Origin of the sequence: Streptomyces sp. NPDC005533 (assembly GCF_042871845.1) — a bacterium.
Taxonomy (GTDB): domain Bacteria; phylum Actinomycetota; class Actinomycetes; order Streptomycetales; family Streptomycetaceae; genus Streptomyces.
The window spans coordinates 13,747-30,282 of sequence record NZ_JBIAJH010000012.1 but is presented as its reverse complement, the minus strand read 5'-3'; the positions used below and the strand labels follow the sequence as shown (position 1 = coordinate 30,282).

The 16,536-nt window shown below is 73.7% G+C and carries 14 protein-coding genes; 3 read left to right on the top strand and 11 right to left on the bottom strand.

From position 1 onward, the window contains the following. Nucleotides 1–243: 243 nt before the first annotated feature. Nucleotides 244–837, bottom strand: a complete 594-nt coding sequence (locus tag ACFYP3_RS14490) for an Lrp/AsnC family transcriptional regulator (RefSeq protein ID WP_388831504.1) — start codon at nucleotides 835–837, stop codon at nucleotides 244–246. Nucleotides 838–1,039: 202 nt separating this feature from the next. Between ACFYP3_RS14490 and pdhA the strand changes: the two genes are divergently transcribed. Genes pdhA through ACFYP3_RS14475 form a run of 3 tightly spaced genes read left to right on the top strand, consistent with a single transcriptional unit; the run spans nucleotide 1,040 to nucleotide 4,541 of the window. Next, nucleotides 1,040–2,176, top strand: a complete 1,137-nt coding sequence (pdhA, locus tag ACFYP3_RS14485) for a pyruvate dehydrogenase (acetyl-transferring) E1 component subunit alpha (RefSeq protein WP_388831502.1) — start codon at nucleotides 1,040–1,042, stop codon at nucleotides 2,174–2,176. Between the two features lie 50 nt (nucleotides 2,177–2,226). Beyond that, the gene (locus ACFYP3_RS14480) at nucleotides 2,227–3,195 is read left to right on the top strand and encodes an alpha-ketoacid dehydrogenase subunit beta (protein WP_388831778.1); all 969 of its coding nucleotides are present in this window, start codon (nucleotides 2,227–2,229) and stop codon (nucleotides 3,193–3,195) included. Beyond that, nucleotides 3,195–4,541, top strand: coding sequence for a dihydrolipoamide acetyltransferase family protein (locus ACFYP3_RS14475; RefSeq protein ID WP_388831500.1), 1,347 nt, complete (start codon nucleotides 3,195–3,197; stop codon nucleotides 4,539–4,541). The genes ACFYP3_RS14480 and ACFYP3_RS14475 overlap by 1 nt, the downstream gene beginning before the upstream one ends. Nucleotides 4,542–4,696: 155 nt before the next feature. On the opposite strand, the gene ACFYP3_RS14470 is transcribed toward ACFYP3_RS14475, so the two are convergent. From ACFYP3_RS14470 to ACFYP3_RS14425, 10 genes are all read right to left on the bottom strand, one after another. Beyond that, entirely contained in the window at nucleotides 4,697–5,674 is a 978-nt protein-coding gene (locus tag ACFYP3_RS14470; protein WP_388831498.1) for an NAD(P)H-quinone oxidoreductase, read from the bottom strand. A 26-nt stretch (nucleotides 5,675–5,700) separates the two neighbouring features. Beyond that, nucleotides 5,701–6,801: a potassium channel family protein gene (locus ACFYP3_RS14465; protein WP_388831496.1), complete on the bottom strand. Its 1,101-nt coding sequence runs from the start codon at nucleotides 6,799–6,801 to the stop codon at nucleotides 5,701–5,703. Beyond that, the gene (locus ACFYP3_RS14460; RefSeq protein ID WP_388831494.1) at nucleotides 6,789–8,084 is read right to left on the bottom strand and encodes a molybdopterin molybdotransferase MoeA; all 1,296 of its coding nucleotides are present in this window, start codon (nucleotides 8,082–8,084) and stop codon (nucleotides 6,789–6,791) included. The genes ACFYP3_RS14465 and ACFYP3_RS14460 overlap by 13 nt, the downstream gene beginning before the upstream one ends. Next, the gene (locus ACFYP3_RS14455; RefSeq protein WP_388831492.1) at nucleotides 8,081–8,971 is read right to left on the bottom strand and encodes an NTP transferase domain-containing protein; all 891 of its coding nucleotides are present in this window, start codon (nucleotides 8,969–8,971) and stop codon (nucleotides 8,081–8,083) included. Before ACFYP3_RS14455 ends, ACFYP3_RS14460 begins: the two co-directional genes overlap by 4 nt. A 164-nt stretch (nucleotides 8,972–9,135) precedes the next feature. Next, nucleotides 9,136–9,675, bottom strand: coding sequence for a bacterial proteasome activator family protein (locus ACFYP3_RS14450; protein WP_319731183.1), 540 nt, complete (start codon nucleotides 9,673–9,675; stop codon nucleotides 9,136–9,138). Between the two features lie 82 nt (nucleotides 9,676–9,757). Next, nucleotides 9,758–12,511, bottom strand: coding sequence for an FtsX-like permease family protein (locus tag ACFYP3_RS14445; protein WP_388831776.1), 2,754 nt, complete (start codon nucleotides 12,509–12,511; stop codon nucleotides 9,758–9,760). Nucleotides 12,512–12,612: 101 nt separating this feature from the next. Next, entirely contained in the window at nucleotides 12,613–13,359 is a 747-nt protein-coding gene (locus ACFYP3_RS14440; protein ID WP_388831490.1) for an ABC transporter ATP-binding protein, read from the bottom strand. A 25-nt stretch (nucleotides 13,360–13,384) separates the two neighbouring features. After that, nucleotides 13,385–14,038 carry a PadR family transcriptional regulator gene (locus tag ACFYP3_RS14435; RefSeq protein ID WP_388831488.1) on the bottom strand — a complete coding sequence of 218 codons (654 nt, stop codon included), beginning with the start codon at nucleotides 14,036–14,038 and terminating at the stop codon, nucleotides 13,385–13,387. Nucleotides 14,039–14,134: 96 nt separating this feature from the next. Further along, nucleotides 14,135–14,659, bottom strand: coding sequence for a hypothetical protein (locus ACFYP3_RS14430; protein ID WP_388831486.1), 525 nt, complete (start codon nucleotides 14,657–14,659; stop codon nucleotides 14,135–14,137). A gap of 150 nt (nucleotides 14,660–14,809) precedes the next feature. Continuing rightward, entirely contained in the window at nucleotides 14,810–16,471 is a 1,662-nt protein-coding gene (locus tag ACFYP3_RS14425; protein ID WP_388831484.1) for a protein kinase, read from the bottom strand. Nucleotides 16,472–16,536 lie beyond the last annotated feature (65 nt).

Here is a 16,536-nt window from a genome sequence, read left to right as displayed (position 1 = left end):
CCCACTTCAGGACCTTCACCAGCGGCGCCGACCAGTCCGTCCGCAAGGGCGCCTCCGGCGCCGCCCGGGCGGCGGGCGTCGCCGCCGTCACCGGGAATCCGGACCTGCAGGTGGCCCTGAGCGCCACCAACACCGGCGCGCACCTGCGGTACCCGTAGCACCCCCGGCACCGCTGGTTGCCGGGCCCGGCGCCCCGGGAACGGCCCTCCACGGCCCTTCCCGGGGCGCTGTCGCGCGTACGGCCTACTCCTCGGCGAGCGCCGGGGGCCCGCCCGGGCCCGGGCCGCCCGGGCCCGGCCCCTTGTCCAGGAGATCCGTTTCCTCGAAGACCAGCAGGGTGCGCGTGGAGAGGACCTCCGGGATGGCCTGGAGGCGGGTCAGGACCAGCTCGCGCAGCGTCCGGTTGTCCGGCGTGTGCACCAGCAGCAGGACGTCGAAGTCCCCGCTGACCAGGGCGATGTGGGCGGCCCCCGGAAGCTCGCGCAGCTGTTCGCGGACCGTCCGCCAGGAGTTCTGGACGATCTTCAGGGTGATGTAGGCGGAAGCGCCCTGGCCCGCGCGTTCGTGGTTGACGCGGGCCGTGAAACCGCGGATCACCCCGTCGTCGATGAGCCGGTTGATGCGGGCGTAGGCGTTCGCGCGCGAGACGTGCACCTGCTCCGCCACCGACCGTATGGACGCACGGCCGTCCGCCTGGAGCAGCCGCATGATCGAACGGTCGATCGGGTCCAGGGGGCGGGGTGTGACCGGCGGGACTGCCGGGGCACCAGGTGTGCCCGGGGCGCCCCCCGGTGGAACCGGTGCGGGACCGGCTCCGGCCATTTGTTCATCCGGCATTGCCCGATGCCTCCCTCTCCTGGACGTCCTGCATCCATCCCAGGGCCCCGGCGCCAGTTTGTCCACAGCCTGGAGTCGCCTGTAGCCAAATTGCGCGGACAACCGAACAATCGGTAGGTGAGGCGCCTCACAATCCCCCGGCCACCGCCGGGGGTGCCCCCGGAGCGTCCATCCGACTTCCCACGAGGAGGTGTACGCCGCCATGACGGTCCAAGAGCTGCCCGGTGCCGGTGCGACCCACCGGCCCACCCCGCCGCCCGCCTGGAGGCCCCGTACGGACGCCGCTGCGCTGCTCCCGGACCCCGAGCCCTACCGGGTCCTGGGCACCGAGGCGGCCGACCGGCTGGACCCCGCGCTGATGCGGCGCTGCTACGCCGAGCTGGTGCGCGGCCGCCGCTACAACGCCCAGGCCACCGCGCTGACCAAGCAGGGCCGGCTCGCCGTCTACCCCTCCACCGTCGGCCAGGAGGCCTGCGAGATCGCGGCCGCGATGGTCCTGGAGGACCGGGACTGGCTCTTCCCGAGCTACCGCGACACCCTGGCGGCCGTGGCCCGCGGACTGGACCCCGTACAGGCGCTGACCCTGCTGCGCGGCGACTGGCACACCGGCTACGACCCGCGTGAACACCGCATAGCCCCGCTCTCCACCCCGCTCGCCACCCAGCTGCCGCACGCGGTGGGCCTGGCGCACGCCGCCCGGCTGCGCGGTGACGACGTCGTCGCCCTCGCCATGGTCGGCGACGGCGGCACCAGCGAGGGCGACTTCCACGAGGCACTGAACTTCGCCGCCGTCTGGCAGGCCCCGGTGGTCTTCCTCGTGCAGAACAACGGCTTCGCGATCTCCGTCCCGCTCGCCAAGCAGACCGCGGCCCCGACGCTGGCCCACAAGGCCGTGGGCTACGGCATGCCCGGCCGGCTGGTCGACGGCAACGACATCGCGGCGGTGCACGAGGTGCTGTCCGAGGCGGTCCGGCGGGCCCGGGCCGGCGGCGGCCCGACGCTGATCGAGGCGGTCACGTACCGGATGGAGGCCCACACCAACGCCGACGACGCGACCCGCTACCGCGGTGACGCCGAGGTCGAGGCGTGGAAGGCGCACGACCCGATCGATCTCCTGGAGCGCGAGCTGACCGCGCGCGGGATCATCGACGAGGCGGCCGTGCAGGCGGCGCGCGACGAGGCCGAGGTGATGGCCGCGGCGCTCCGCGAGGGGATGAACGCCGACCCGGTGGTGGACCCGATGGACCTGTTCGCACACGTGTACGCGGAGCAGACCGACCGGCTGCGCGAGCAGGCGGCCGCGCTGCGCGCAGAGCTGGAAGCCGAGGACCAGGCGTGACGACGGTGGCGGCGGCGAAGTCCGCGAAGCCGGGGGCCAAGCCCTCGACGATGGCGCAGGCCCTGACCCGGGCCATGCGCGACGCCATGGCCGAGGACCCGACGGTCCACGTCATGGGCGAGGACGTCGGCACGCTCGGCGGGGTCTTCAGGATCACCGACGGGCTCGCGAAGGAGTTCGGCGAGGACCGCTGCACGGACACCCCGCTCGCGGAGGCCGGGATCCTGGGCGCGGCGGTCGGTATGGCCATGTACGGGCTGCGGCCGGTGGTCGAGATGCAGTTCGACGCCTTCGCCTACCCGGCGTTCGAGCAGCTGATCTCGCACGTCGCGAAGATGCGCAACCGCACGCGCGGCGCGATGCCGCTGCCCATCACCATCCGTGTGCCGTACGGCGGCGGGATCGGCGGCGTGGAGCACCACTGCGACTCCTCCGAGGCGTACTACGTGGCGACGCCCGGCCTCCACGTCGTGACCCCGGCTACCGTCGAGGACGCGTACGGGCTGCTGCGCGCGTCGATCGCCAGCGACGACCCGGTGGTCTTCCTGGAGCCGAAGCGGCTCTACTGGTCGAAGGCCGACTGGTCGCCCGAGGCGCCGGCGGCCGTGCCGGGCATCGGCAAGGCCCTGGTCCGGCGGGCCGGCACGAGCGCGACGCTGATCACCTACGGGCCTTCGCTGCCGGTCTGCCTGGAGGCGGCCGAGGCGGCCCGCGAGGAGGGCTGGGACCTGGAGGTCGTGGACCTGCGCTCGCTCGTCCCCTTCGACGAGGAGACGGTCGTGCGGTCCGTACGCCGCACCGGGCGCGCGGTGGTCGTCCACGAGGCGAACGGCTTCGGCGGACCGGGCGCGGAGATCGCCGCCCGCGTCACGGAGCGCTGCTTCCACCACCTGGAGGCGCCGGTGCTGCGGGTGACGGGCTTCGACATCCCGTACCCGCCGCCGATGCTGGAGAAGCACCACCTGCCGGGCGTGGACCGGATCCTGGACACCGTGGCGCGCCTGCAGTGGGAGAACTGATGCCGCAGGTCATGGAATTCAAGCTGCCGGACCTCGGTGAGGGCCTCACCGAGGCGGAGATCGTGCGCTGGCTGGTCGCGGTCGGCGATGTCGTCGCCATCGACCAGCCGGTCGTCGAGGTCGAGACGGCCAAGGCGATGGTGGAGGTGCCCTGCCCGTACGGCGGAGTGGTCACCGCCCGCTTCGGCGAGGAGGGGCAGGAGCTGCCGGTCGGGGCTCCGCTGATCACCGTGGCGGTGGGTGCGGCCTCGCTCACCGAGGCCCCGGCGGCCCCGGCGGCCGAGGCCGAGGGCTCCGGCAGCGCACCGCGGCCCCTGATCGGCTACGGCTCGGACCACTCGCGCCCGGCGCGTCGGCGACGGGTGCGACCCGTCACCGCCGCGGTGTCGGCTCCCGTGGTCGCCGCGGCCCCCGTGGTCGCGGCGCCGGTGGCCCCGGTGGCCCCGGCTGCCCCGGTGGCTCCCGCCGGGCCGGTGCCGGTCATCTCGCCGCTTGTGCGGAAGCTGGCCAAGGACAACGGCGTCGACCTGCGCGCCCTGCACGGGTCGGGCCCGGAGGGGCTGATCCTCCGGGCGGACGTCGAGGCGGCGCTGGCGGCGCTGCGGGCACCGGAGCCGGTGACGCCGCCGGTTTCGGCGCCGGCCGCACCGGCCGCGCGGGGCGAGCGGATCCCGCTCAAGGGCGTGCGGGGCGCGGTCGCCGAGAAGCTGTCGCGCAGCCGTCGGGAGATCCCGGACGCCACCTGCTGGGTCGACGCGGACGCCACCGAGCTGATGGCGGCCCGCGCCGCGATGAACGCGGTGGGCGGCCCCAAGATCTCGGTGCTGGCGCTGCTGGCCCGCATCTGCACGGCGGCGCTGGCCCGCTACCCGGAGCTCAACTCCACGGTGGACCTGGAGGCGAAGGAGATCGTCCGGCTCCCGGCCGTGCACCTGAGCTTCGCCGCGCAGACCGAGCGGGGCCTGATGGTCCCGGTGGTCCGGGACGCGCAGGACCGGAACCCGGAGTCCCTGTCGGCGGAGTTCGCCCGCCTGACGGAGCTGGCGCGGACCGGGAAGCTGGCACCGGCCGACCTGACGGGCGGCACCTTCACCCTGAACAACTACGGGGTGTTCGGGGTGGACGGCTCCACGCCGATCATCAACCACCCGGAGGCGGCGATGCTCGGGTTGGGCCGGATCATCCCCAAGCCGTGGGTGCACCAGGGCGAGCTGGCGGTCCGCCAGGTCGTGCAGCTGTCGCTGACGTTCGACCACCGGGTCTGCGACGGCGGCACGGCGGGCGGCTTCCTCCGCTACGTCGCCGACTGCGTGGAATCCCCGGCGGTCCTGCTGCGCAGCCTGTAGCGGATCCGGCCCGCGCACGGCGTCGTGGCGGGCCGGCGCCGCCTCACCGGGGGCCCGGCGGCCGGCACCACCGCGATGTCGAGGGCCTGGCACGCACCTGCACCGGGGTCGGTGTCAGGCGTGCGCCGCCCCGGAGGGGCCGGTGGCCGCCGCGCTCAGACCGTGAGCAGCAGTTTGCCCACGTGGCTGCTCGACTCCATGACCCGGTGGGCCTCGGCGGCGGCCGCCATCGGGAACGTCGCGTGGACCACCGGGCGGATCCGGCCCGCGGCCACCAGCGGCCACACGTGCTCCCGTACGGCCGCGACGATGGCCGCCTTCTCCTCCAGCGGGCGGGACCGCAGGGTGGTGGCGGTGATCGCCGCACGCTTGGCGAGCAGCGCGCCGAGGTTCAGCTCGGCCTTCACGCCGCCCTGGAGCCCGATCACCGCGAGCCGGCCGTTCACGGCCAGGGCGTCCACGTTCCGGGAGAGGTACTTCGCGCCGATGATGTCCAGGATCACGTCCGCGTCGGCCCCGCCCGTCGCCGCCTTCAGCTCCGCCACGAAGTCCTGTTCGCGGTAGTCGATCAGGATGTCCGCGCCCAGCTCCTTGCAGCGCGCCAGCTTCTCCGGGCCGCCCGCCGTCACGGCGACCGTGGCGCCCACCGCCTTCGCCAGCTGGATCGCCATCGTCCCGATCCCGCTGGACCCGCCGTGCACGAGCAGGGTCTCGCCGGGCCGCAGTCCGGCCACCATGAACACGTTGGACCACACGGTCGTGACGGCCTCGGGCAGCGCGGCCGCCGTCACCAGGTCCACGCCCGCCGGGACCGGCAGCAGCTGGCCCGCCGGGACGGCCACCCGCTGCGCGTATCCGCCGCCCGCCAGCAGGGCGCACACCTCGTCGCCCACCGACCAGCCGGACACCCCGGGCCCGATCGAGGCGATCCGCCCGGAGCATTCCAGCCCCGGATAGGGCGAGGCGCCGGGCGGTGGGTCGTAGAACCCCTGGCGTTGGAGTACGTCGGCGCGGTTCACGGCGCTCGCCGCGACCTCGACGAGGACCTCGCCCTCGCCCGCCACCGGATCGGGTACGTCGCTCCAGACGAGGGCCTCGGGGCCGCCGGGCTGCTCGATGGTGATCGCATGCATGGCCCGGAGGCTACGCGAACTCGGCGCTACTCGGCAGAACCCAGTGTCAGAGGGGGCGTGCCGGACGGAGCCGCCCGGACGATGGTGATGAGACGGTCCGTCAGCTGGATCGGGCTGGCGTGCGGATCGTCGTAGGCGAGCAGCCGGTGTCCGCGCAGCACGTTCACCACCAGGTCGTCGGTGTCCCGCACCGACTTGCCCACCTCGGACTTGCGGACGGGCCGTTCGATCAGGTCGAGGCCGCTGCCCTGGTGGATCAGGTCCTCCATCACGGTGCCCGCGCTCGGGCTGAGCACCGAGAGGCCCAGCAGGCGGCCGGCCGCGCTCGCGCTCGTGATGACGGCGTCGGCGCCGGACTGGCGCAGCAGCGGGGCGTTCTCCTCCTCGCGCACCGCCGCGACGATCTTCGCCCCGCGGTTGAGCTGGCGTGCCGTCAGAGTGACCAGGACCGCCGTGTCGTCCCGCTGCGTGGCGATGACGATCTGACGGGCCTTCGGCAGCTCGGCGCGCAGCAGCACCTCGGAGCGGGTGGCGTCGCCGACCACACCGGTGAGCCCCTCCGCGTTGGCCATGTCGATCACCTTGGCACTCGGGTCGACGATGACGACCTGCTCCCGGCTGAGGCCGGTGGCCAGCAGCGTCTGGAGGGCCGAGCGGCCCTTGGTGCCGAAGCCGACGACGACCGTGTGCTCACGCAAGTTCTTCCTCCAGCGCTTCAGCCGCCACTCTTCCCGGGTCCGTTCCGTCAGGACTTCCAGGGTGGTACCGACCAGGATGATCAGGAACAGCACCCGCAGTGGTGTGATCAGCAGGATGTTCGTCAGCCGCGCGCTGTCGCTGTACGGGACGATGTCGCCGTAGCCGGTCGTCGACAGCGTCACGGTCGCGTAGTAGACGCAGTCGAGGAAGTCGACCTGCTCGTTGGCGTTGTCGTGGTAGCCGTCGCGGTCCAGCCACACGATGAGGACCGTCAGGAAGAGCACGAAGAGGGCCATCAGCAGGCGCTTGGTGACCTGCCGGAGCGGCTGTTCGACGATGCGCTTGGGCAGTTTGATGCGCCGGTAGGCGAGCCTCTCGTCGGCGTCGCGGGCCATGGCGTCCTGACCGTGAAGTTTCACGTGAAACATCCTCCGGAAGCCCACGGGAGGTCGAGGATCTCCAGGTCCTGCCCGGAGCGCGCGCCCTTCGGCGGTACGACGGCCAGCGCGTCGGCGGCCGCCACGCCGCGCAGCATCGCCGGTCCGTGGTAGCGCAGTGGCACCGCGTGCTCGTCGCTCAGCAGTACCGGCACCAGTCGCGTGTCGTACGGGTGGCCGGGTACGTCGCCCTGGACCGGCGCCGTGTAGCGGGGGCGCTTGCGGCGGCCCGCGAGGGCGCGCAGCAGGGGCTCGGCGAGGGTCAGGAGGCCGGAGACGGCGGCCAGCGGGTTGCCGGGCAGCCCCACCAGGTGCCGTCCGTCCACCCGGTCGCCGATGCGGGCCAGCAGCATCGGGTGCCCGGGGCGTACCGCCACCCCGTCGACCAGCAGCTCGGCGCCCGCCTCGCGCAGGACGGGGTGGACGTGGTCGACGGGCCCGGAGGCGGTGCCGCCGGTGGTCACCAGCACGTCGGCGGTGGAGCCGGTGACGGCCTCCAGCAGGGCCGCGGCCCCTTCGGGATCGTCGCCGAGCCTTCGCGTGCCGACGACCTCGGCGCCCAGCCGGGCGAGCCAGGGGCCGAGCATGGGGCTGAGGGCGTCGCGGATCAGTCCGTCGTGCGGGCGGCCCTCGGTGAGCAGCTCGTCGCCGAGGACCAGGATCTCCACGCGGGGCCGGGGCCGGGTGGCCAGCTCGTCGTACCCGGCGGCCGCGGCGAGCCCGAGGACGGCCGGGGTGACCAGGGAACCGGCGGGCAGCAGCAGGTCCCCGGAACGGCACTCCTGGCCGCGCGGGCGGATGTCCTGGCCGGTGAGGACGGGCCGGTCGGCGAAGAGCTGGGTGCCCGCCTCGCGGCAGTGCTCGGTGCGGATGACGGCGGTGGTGTCGGTGGGGATCCGGGCGCCGGTGGCGATGCGTACGGCCTCGCCGTCCGCGAGGGGCGCGGGCCGGTCGGAGCCGGCCAGGACCCCGGCGCCGGTCCGCACGCTCCAGGGACCGGGACCGGCGACGGCCCAGCCGTCCATGGCGGAGGTGTCGAAGGACGGCAGGTCGGTCAGCGCGTCCAGGGGCGCGGCCAGGACCTCGCCGAGGGCGTCGGCGAGGGGAACCCGGTGCGTACGGGCCCGTACGCCGGCCCCGGCGCGGACGGCGGCCTCCCGGGCGCGCGGCCAGGAGGCGGCCTTGTGTTCGCCCGCCCCGCCGCCCTCGGGGACGCGGCTGACCAGGGCCAGGGCCTCGTCGAGGGCCCGTTCGGCGGAGTTCGCGGGGGTCATCCGGAGCCGTTCCGTTCGGCGGCGGCATCGGGACCCGCGTCGGGTCCCGCGTCTGCCTCGGCCTCGGCGGCCCAGCGCAGTGCCAGGTCGGCGGCCTTGCGGGAGGCCTCGGCGACGGCCTGGGCGGGGTCGGCGCCGGTGGCGGCGGCCTGGGCGGCCGCATAACCGACCAGGAAGGTGGTCAGCGGGGCTGCGGGGCGGGCGACGCCGTGGGCGGCGTCCCGGGCGAGGTCGAGCAGGTTCTTGACGTCGACGTCGAGGTCGATGCCCAGCTCGTTCTTGGCGGCGGTCATCCATTGGTCCAGCACGGTTCCATGCTCCCTGATGCGGGCCCGGGCGGCGGCGAGATCGTCCCAGGTGTCGCAGTCGAACGAGGCGAGTGGCTGGGCCGTGACGCGGGCGAGGTCCAGTTCGGAGGTGAGCGCGCGGAGCGGCAGTCCGGTGAGGGTGCCGTGTTCCGTGGCCAGCAGGGCGATCTCGCGGCGCAGGGCCTCGGCCCGGTAGGCGGCGACCAGCGGCTGGTCCCGGCCCTCGGGATCGCGCAGCAGCGCCCCGTCCGGTCCGGGCGCGTCGAGCAGGGTGCGCACGGTCGCCCGGTCCAGGAACGGCAGGTCCGCGGAGAGAACGAGGACCAGCTCGGCGGTGGTCCCGCGCAGCCCGGCGTCCAGCGCCGCCACGGGCCCGCCGCCGGGCGGGTCCTCCCGGGTCCAGCGGACCGGGCGCGCGGTGGGGCGGCGGCCGCCGACCACGACGGTGGTCCGGGCGTCGGGGCAGGCGTCGAGGACGCGGTCGAGGAGGGTGCGGCCGCCGACGCTCAGCGTGGGCTTGTCCGCCCCGCCGAGGCGCCGCGCGGCGCCGCCGGCCAGCACGATCGCGTCGTAGCTCATGCCCATGAGTATGCGCGGACCGTGTGCCCGGGGCGGAGCCGGACCGACCCGGGGCGCATCCCGCCCGGCCCGGGCCCCGGGGCGCGGCTCCCCGGAAACGTGGAAGCGGGTCCGGGCCGCGCCGGGGGCGTGGGCCGGACCCGCTTGTGTGCGGACGTCGGAGGCTAGAGGTACGGGCCCGAGCGGATCGCGCCGTGGCCGCCGTCATCGTCGTCGTCGTGGGGGCCGCCCGGCGGGAGGGCGCGCCGCATCTGTTCCAACTGGGCCCGCGCCGCCATCTGCTGCGCGAACAGGGCCGTCTGGATGCCGTGGAAGAGGCCCTCCAGCCAGCCCACCAACTGGGCCTGCGCGATGCGCAGTTCGGCCTCCGAGGGAATGGCCTCCTCGGTGAACGGGAGGGACAGGCGCTCCAGTTCCTCCACGAGCTCCGGGGCCAGACCGTCCTCCAGCTCCTTCACCGAGGCGGCATGGATGTCCTTGAGCCGGACCCGGCTCGCCTCGTCCAGAGGCGCGGCACGTACCTCTTCCAGGAGTTGCTTGATCATGCTGCCGATGCGCATGACCTTGGCGGGCTGTTCGACCATCTCCGTCACCGGGACCTCGCGCGACTCGTCATCGGCGTCGCCGACGGCCGTCCCGTCCTGTCCCACGATCAGGACGTGCGGGGGACTGTCCTGCGACCGTTCACTCCTCGGCATCTCCATGCCGTCATTCTCTCGCACACCTTCGTTCTCACACGGTGTGCCCCCGTACAGGCGTGATCCACCCTGTACGGGGGCCCCGGGATTACTGCGCGGTCCGGCGGGCCAGGGCGCCGCTGGAGCGGGTGACCAGCGCCGCCAGCAGGGCCGCGCCGAGCGGGACCACGACGATCAGCTGGGCGAGGGTCTCCCACGGCACGGAGATCGGCACGTAGGGCGCCCCCTCCGACACGAACCCCTGGCTGAGGGAGTGCTGGTAGAGCGCGTCCAGTTCCCGTCGCTGCACCATGCGCAGCCCCACCGCGGGCAGGATCCCGGCCGCCGAGCCCAGGACGACGCCCATCAGGGCGATCACCCCGCACTGGAGGCCGCTCAGCGTCCGCCGCACGCGCGGCGCCGCGCCCACGGCCGCCAGGGTCTTCAGATCGGCCTCGGCGTCGGCCTGGGCGAGCCCGGTGGCGATGCCGGCAGCGCCGATGGTGGCCAGGCCCGCGAAGATCGTCAGGGCCAGCAGTGCCAGGCTGTCGTTGCCCTGGTAGCCCGCCTCGATGCGCACCTCGGCCTCGACGCCCATGCGGTCGATCTCCCCGGCGATCTTCTGCCGCTGCTCGCTGCTCGCCGTCCCGTCGAGGGTGAAGTACGAACCGGACGGGGCCGTGGCCAGTCCGGCGGCCTTGGCCGTGGCGGGCGGCAGGACCAGCTGGATCCCCCAGGCCTCGGCGGTCTCGGGTGCCAGGTGGACGGGCAGGACCTTGTCCTCACCGGCCGGATCCTCGCCGACCGGGGTGGAGGGCTGGGCGCCCTCCTTGGCGACGACCACCCGCAGGGTGATCCTGCCGTCCTTGACCTGGCGCTTGTCGAAGGAGACGGCGCGGCCCTCCTTGAGGGCGGCCACGGAGCCGGGGTCGGTGACGGCCAGCACGCTCAGCAGCTTCTCGTCGGCGACGACCACCGCGTTCTGGTTGATGCGCCGGGTCTCCGCGCAGCGCCAGTCCTGGCGCAGGGTCCGGGCCTGCTCCTCGGTGAAGGAGGAAGGACCGCCGGGGACGTCGTAGAGCGGGCAGCGCTGCTCCTTGGGCTTGATGACCTCGACGCGGCCACAGCCGGGTTCCCGGGAGAACGACTCGCAGCTCGGCATGCCGACGACCAGCCGGTCGAAGTCCGCCCGGACCGCCACCGGGAGCTCCTTGGAGAGGGCCGCGCGCAGGGCCGGCACCTCCTTGTAGGCGCTGTGCTCCCTGGTTTCGAGCACCCCGGCGCCGTGCGGGAGGTCGGCGACGTACTCGTGCCGCGCCTGCAGGTCCCGGCTGTGCTCGTACGTGGCCACCGCGACGGTGCCGGCGACGGCGGCCAGGACCGCGGCCACGGCGGGCGCCGTACGCCCGCGGTTGCGCACGGCGTCGCGCAGCGCGAGCCGCGGCGACAGCGGCAGCCGACGCCCGAGCCGGCCGAACAGGCCGACCAGGACCGGCGTGAGGGCGACGATGCCCAGCTCGGCGAGGGCGCTGCCGCCCGCGACGACGGTGGCGCCCATCTTCGAAGCGGTGCCGTACAGGGCGATCACGGCGCCGGCGGTGACGGCGACCAGGCCGATGACGGGTAGTACCCGGTTGGCGCGGCGCACCCCGCGGCGGCCGGTCAGCGAGGCCAGCACGGTCTGCCGGGACGCGGTGACGGCGGGGACGATGGCGGACAGCAGGCCGGTCACGACGGCGAGCAGGGCGATGCCGGCCAGTTCCAGGGGGCGGAAGTCGAGGCCGCCGAAGCGGACGCCGAGCTGCTCTTCCAGGACGGGGCGGAGCGCGATGGTGAGCACCCCGCCGACGACGGTGCCGATGACGGCGGAGACGGCTCCGATGACCAGGCCGCCGGAGAGCACGATGGAACGGATGTGGCGCCGGTCGCCGCCGTTGGCGCCGACCAGGCCGAGCTGGCGGCGCGAGCGCCGGGCGCCGACCGCGAAGGCCGGTCCGGCGAGCAGGCAGATCTCCAGCATGGCGAGGCCCACGACGGTGACCACGACGGCCATGTCGGAGCCGCGGCCCGCGTCCTGCCGGTACTGCTCCTTGGGTTCCTGCTGGAAGAGCGGCACGTCGGCGTCGGCAGGCGGGTTCAGGCGGACGGCGCGGGAGACGACCACCAGGGACTTGGTGTTGGCCGCCTTCACCATGTTCCACGTGAAACCTTCGCCGCTGACCTTGACCAGGAAGCTGACGTTGGGGCGGAGCCCGAAGCCTCCGGAGGCCTCCAGCGCCTGGTCGAGCGGGGCGATCAGGGATCCCGGCGGGGCGAGGATCTCGGTCTTGCCGAGTTTGCTGGGGAGTTCGTACGCCCCGACGATCTTGTACGAGCTGGTCGCTCCGCGCGGGGTGACCGAGGAGCCGACGAAGAGGCCGGATTCCCGCAGGAACGCGGTGGTCGCGGCGACCTCGCCGGCGCGCTCGGGCAGCCGGCCGCGGTCGAGCGTGAACATGCCGTCGACCAGCGGGCTCTGCGTGTCGAGCTCGTGCAGGTCGGTGTCGAGCAGACCGTGCTCGGTGTGGATCTTGCCGTAGCCCACGGCGTCCTTGACGACCCGGGCTCCGGCCGGGAGCGTGGACGTGTCCAGCTCCTGCGGGGGCTCCGGCGGCATCGCCGCGCCGTCGAAGTTCTCGTAGCCGCCGACGGGCGCGGAGCTGGAGCCGTCCGGCAGCTGGTAGATGGCCACGCCCATGTGCGAGGGGCGCACGCGGGCGTCGGCGGCCCCGATCTGACGCGAGAGGGCCTGCTCGGGGGAGAGCTGGGCGCTGCGCAGGGTGAGGTCGGCGGCGCTCACGCCGATGATCGGCAGGGCGATCATCGCGAGGACCAGGGCGCTGCGGCCCTTGGCACGCCAGGCGTCGCGGCGGGCGATGCGCAGGGCCGCGACCCAGGAGTGGTACCAGCCTTGGAGCGAGGAGGTCACTGGCCGGCCGCCTGCCCGGAGAGGAGCGAGTCGGGCCGGCTGCGCAGGGTCTCGTCGACGACGCTGCCGTCGCGCAGGAAGACCACGCGGTCGGCCCAGGCGGCGAACCGCGGCTCGTGCGTGACGAGCACCCCGGCGGCGCCCGCGTCGCAGCGGGAGCGCAGCAGGGAGAGGACGGACTCGCCGGTCTCGGAGTCGAGGGCGCCGGTGGGCTCGTCGGCGAGGACGAGGCGGCGGTCGCCCACGAGGGCGCGGGCGATGGCCACGCGCTGCTGCTGGCCGCCGGACATCTCGTCGGGGAAGCGGTCGGCGAGCGCGCCGAGGCCCATCTCCTCCAGCGCGGCGAGCGCGGACGCCCGCGCCTTGCGGGCGGAGGTCCCGTCGAGTTCCCGGGGCAGGGCCACGTTCTCGGCGGCGGTGAGGGCCGGTATCAGGTTGTAGTCCTGGAAGACGTACCCGATGCTGCGGCGGCGCAGGGTGGCCAGCTGCTTGCGGCTCGCGGTGGTGATGTCGGTGCCCTCGACCACGACCCGGCCGCTGCTCGGGGTGTCGAGGCCGCCCGCGAGGGTCAGCAGGGTGGACTTGCCGGATCCGGACGGGCCCATGACGGCGACGAGTTCGCCGGGGAAGACCGAGAGGCTGATCCCGCGCAGGGCGTGCACTTCGGTGGCGCCGCTGCCGTGGGTGCGGACGAGTCGGTCCAACTGCAGTACGGGCTGTTGGGGCTGGTGCTGGTCAGGCATGAGGGATCCCCCCTGGGACGGTGGTTCAGCCTCGCCGCGTGCGGGCGGTACGGGGCCGGTCGGTGGTGGTCGGGGCCGGGGTCTCGGTGGCGGTGGCCTGGGGTGGTTCGGCTTCGCCGGCTCTCCGGTCGGCCGGCAGGGAGAGCCGTACGAGCCGGGCCTCGCAGTGGTCGAGCCAGCGGGCTTCGGCCTCGGTCTGGAAGATCAGCTGCTCCAGGACGAGCAACCAGGCCACGTCGTCGCGTTCGCGCGACTGCCCGCTCTCGACCGCGGTGAGTGCCGTGGCCTTGAGCCGGGTGTAGTCCTGCATCGCCTTGATGGTGGCGTGGCGCTGGGACTGGATGACGGCGCGGATGTCCACTCCGGGCGCGCCCACGGCCATCGCGAGCTTGATGGCGAGCTCGTCGCGGGGCGGGTTGGCCCGGTCGACGGGACGCTCGTACCACTGGCGCAGCTCGGTGCGTCCGGAGTCGGTGATGGCGTACAGGGTGTGTCCGGCGGCGTCCTCGCCGTCCGGGGCGACGAGACCGTCGCGTTCGAGGCGGGCGAGGGTCGTGTAGACCTGCCCGACGTTGAGCGGCCAGGTGGAGCCGGTGCGGGATTCGAACTCGGTGCGCAGCTGGGAGCCGTACCGAGGACCCCGTTCCAGCAGGGCGAGAAGCCCGTGACGGATCGACATACCGAGTATGTATACCGAGTATGTTCACTCTCGGCAACCATCCTCGGGTGTACGCCGGAAGGCGGACCCCCTGCGCGCCACTTGGCGCGGACGCCCCTAGATGCTCCGGCGCAGGCGCACGCCGAGGTAGCCCAGACCCAGTCCCATCAGGGCGAATCCGGTGCCGAGCGGCAGTATGTGCGCGGCCAGGTCGGCAGCCCGGTCGTTCGGTTCGGTGCCGAGGGCGGTGACCTCCCCGTGCGGGTCGCGCGGGCTCGACGCCACCGCCGGTGGTGGCGGTGGGGGCGGCGGCGGGGCCGGAGGTGTGGGCCGGGTGTGCGGGCGGACCGGCAGCGGCCGCGCGGCCACGACCAGCTCCGGGTTGGCCGGCTCGCCCACCGGCCGGCCGGGCCGCTCCCGCCCGACCCCGGCGAAGCTGCCGGCGAGCTCGCGGTGGGCCTCGTCCGACGGGGTGGGCGGGGCCGGGAGGGCGGGGGAGGTGCGCGAGGCGGGTGGGGTGCGCGGGGCGGCGCCGGGGGTCAGGGCGAAGGGGCCGGCGTATGCGGAGGCGGCAGGCGCGAGGGCGGCGGCGACGAGTGCGGCACAGGCCAGCCAGCGCGGCGGACGGAAGCCTTGGATCACGGGGAGCCCCTCCCGTCCCGAGCGGCCGAGACGTTCGCTCGGCGTCAGAGATATGCGCCCAGATTTACATAGTGGGGCAAAGCAGGCATCCCGGGCGCCCCATTGGGGTGCCCGGGATGCCGGTGTGTCGTGAGGCGCCTCTGCTGCGGGCTACTCCGGATTGCCGGTCGACACGGTCAGCGTGTACTCCGTGCCTTCCTTGTCGATCTTCTCGCCGGAGGCCGGCGACTGCATCAGCACCGTGTCCTTGCCGTAGACGGCCTCGTCCTTGTATTCGATCTTGTACTTGCCGCCCGAGGCCTGGATGCACTCCTTCACGGAGAGCAGGTTCTTGTACTTGAGGTCCGGCGCCGAGTACTTGCCGGCCTCGCTGTAGTGCTTCACCGGCTCCGTGCACTTCTTCGGGTCGATCGTGCGCGTGGGGTCGGGCCCCTTGAACCCGGCCTTGGCCGAGGCGGACGCGGCCGTGGAGGCCCCCGGGTCCGCCGTGGTGCCGCCCTTCTTGTCGTCGTCGCCGTTCATCGCGATCGCCGCGATCACGCCACCGACGGCCAGCAGCGCCACCGCGATCGCGCCGACGACCACCGGCATGTTCCGCTTGCCGTCGCCGCCCGCCGAGGACCGGGTCTGCCCGCTCGTCGGGGAGATCGTGTACGGCGGCGGGGTCTGCGGGGCGTACTGCTGCGGCGGGGGCGTGTGCGGGTAGGCGTAGCCGCCCTGCGCGTGCGCCTGCGGGGCCGGCGTCGGCGCGTAGGGGGTGGGCGTCGGGGTGTGGGCCTGGTACGGATGCTGCACCGACTGCGGGGGCGCCTGGAAACCGGAGTCCACCGGCGGGAACACGGCCGAGCCCACGCCCGCACCACTGCTCAGCGGTCCCTGGCCCGGGACGATGACCGGCGCCCCGGCCTGCCCGGAGGCGAGCACCCGCGCCACCTCGTCGCCCATGGCCGCGGCCGTGGGGAAGCGCTCGTTCGGGTTCTTCTTGAGGGCCCGCGCCACCAGCGCGTCCATCGCCGGGGTGAGCGAACGGTTGACGGAGGACGGGGCGACCGGCTCCTCCTGCACGTGCGCGTACGCGATGGCCAGCGGCGAGTCCGCGTCGAAGGGGATCCGCCCGGTCAGCAGCTGGAACAGCATGATGCCGACCGAGTACAGGTCGGAGCGGGCGTCGACGCCACGCCCCAGGGCCTGCTCGGGCGAGAGGTACTGCGGGGTGCCGACGACCATGCCGGTCTGGGTCATCGAGGTGACCCCCGACTGCATGGCCCGGGCGATGCCGAAGTCCATCACCTTGACCACGCCGCGCTTGTTCACCATGACGTTGCCGGGCTTGATGTCGCGGTGGACGAGCCCCATCTCGTGGCTGGTCTCCAGGGCGGCCAGCACGTCGGCCGTCACCTTCAGGGCCTTGTCCGCCGGCATGGCGCCGTACTGGCGGATGTCCGCCTCCAGGACCGAGCCGAGGGGCTGGCCTTCCACGTACTCCATGACGATGTAGGGCATCACGGCGCCGTCGCCCGCGCCGGAGCCGCCGAACGTCACTTCGCCTTCACCCGTGTCGAATACCGAGACGATGTTCGTGTGCGACAGTTTCGCTACAGCCTGGGCCTCGCGGCGGAACCGCTCGCGGAACGACTGCTCGCGGCCGAGGTCGCTGTGCAGGGTCTTGATGGCGACCTGCCGGTCGAGCGCCGAGTCGTATGCCAGGTACACGGAGGCCATGCCGCCCGCGCCCAGCAAGTCCCTTAGCTGGTAACGGCCACCGGCCAGAGAGCCGCCCGCGTACTGGCCCTGAGTGCCGTCCTGGCTCATGACTGTTGCTTCCCCTCGGGATGTGTCCCCACGCCTCTGGCCGGGCGCATATGGCGCCCAGTCTG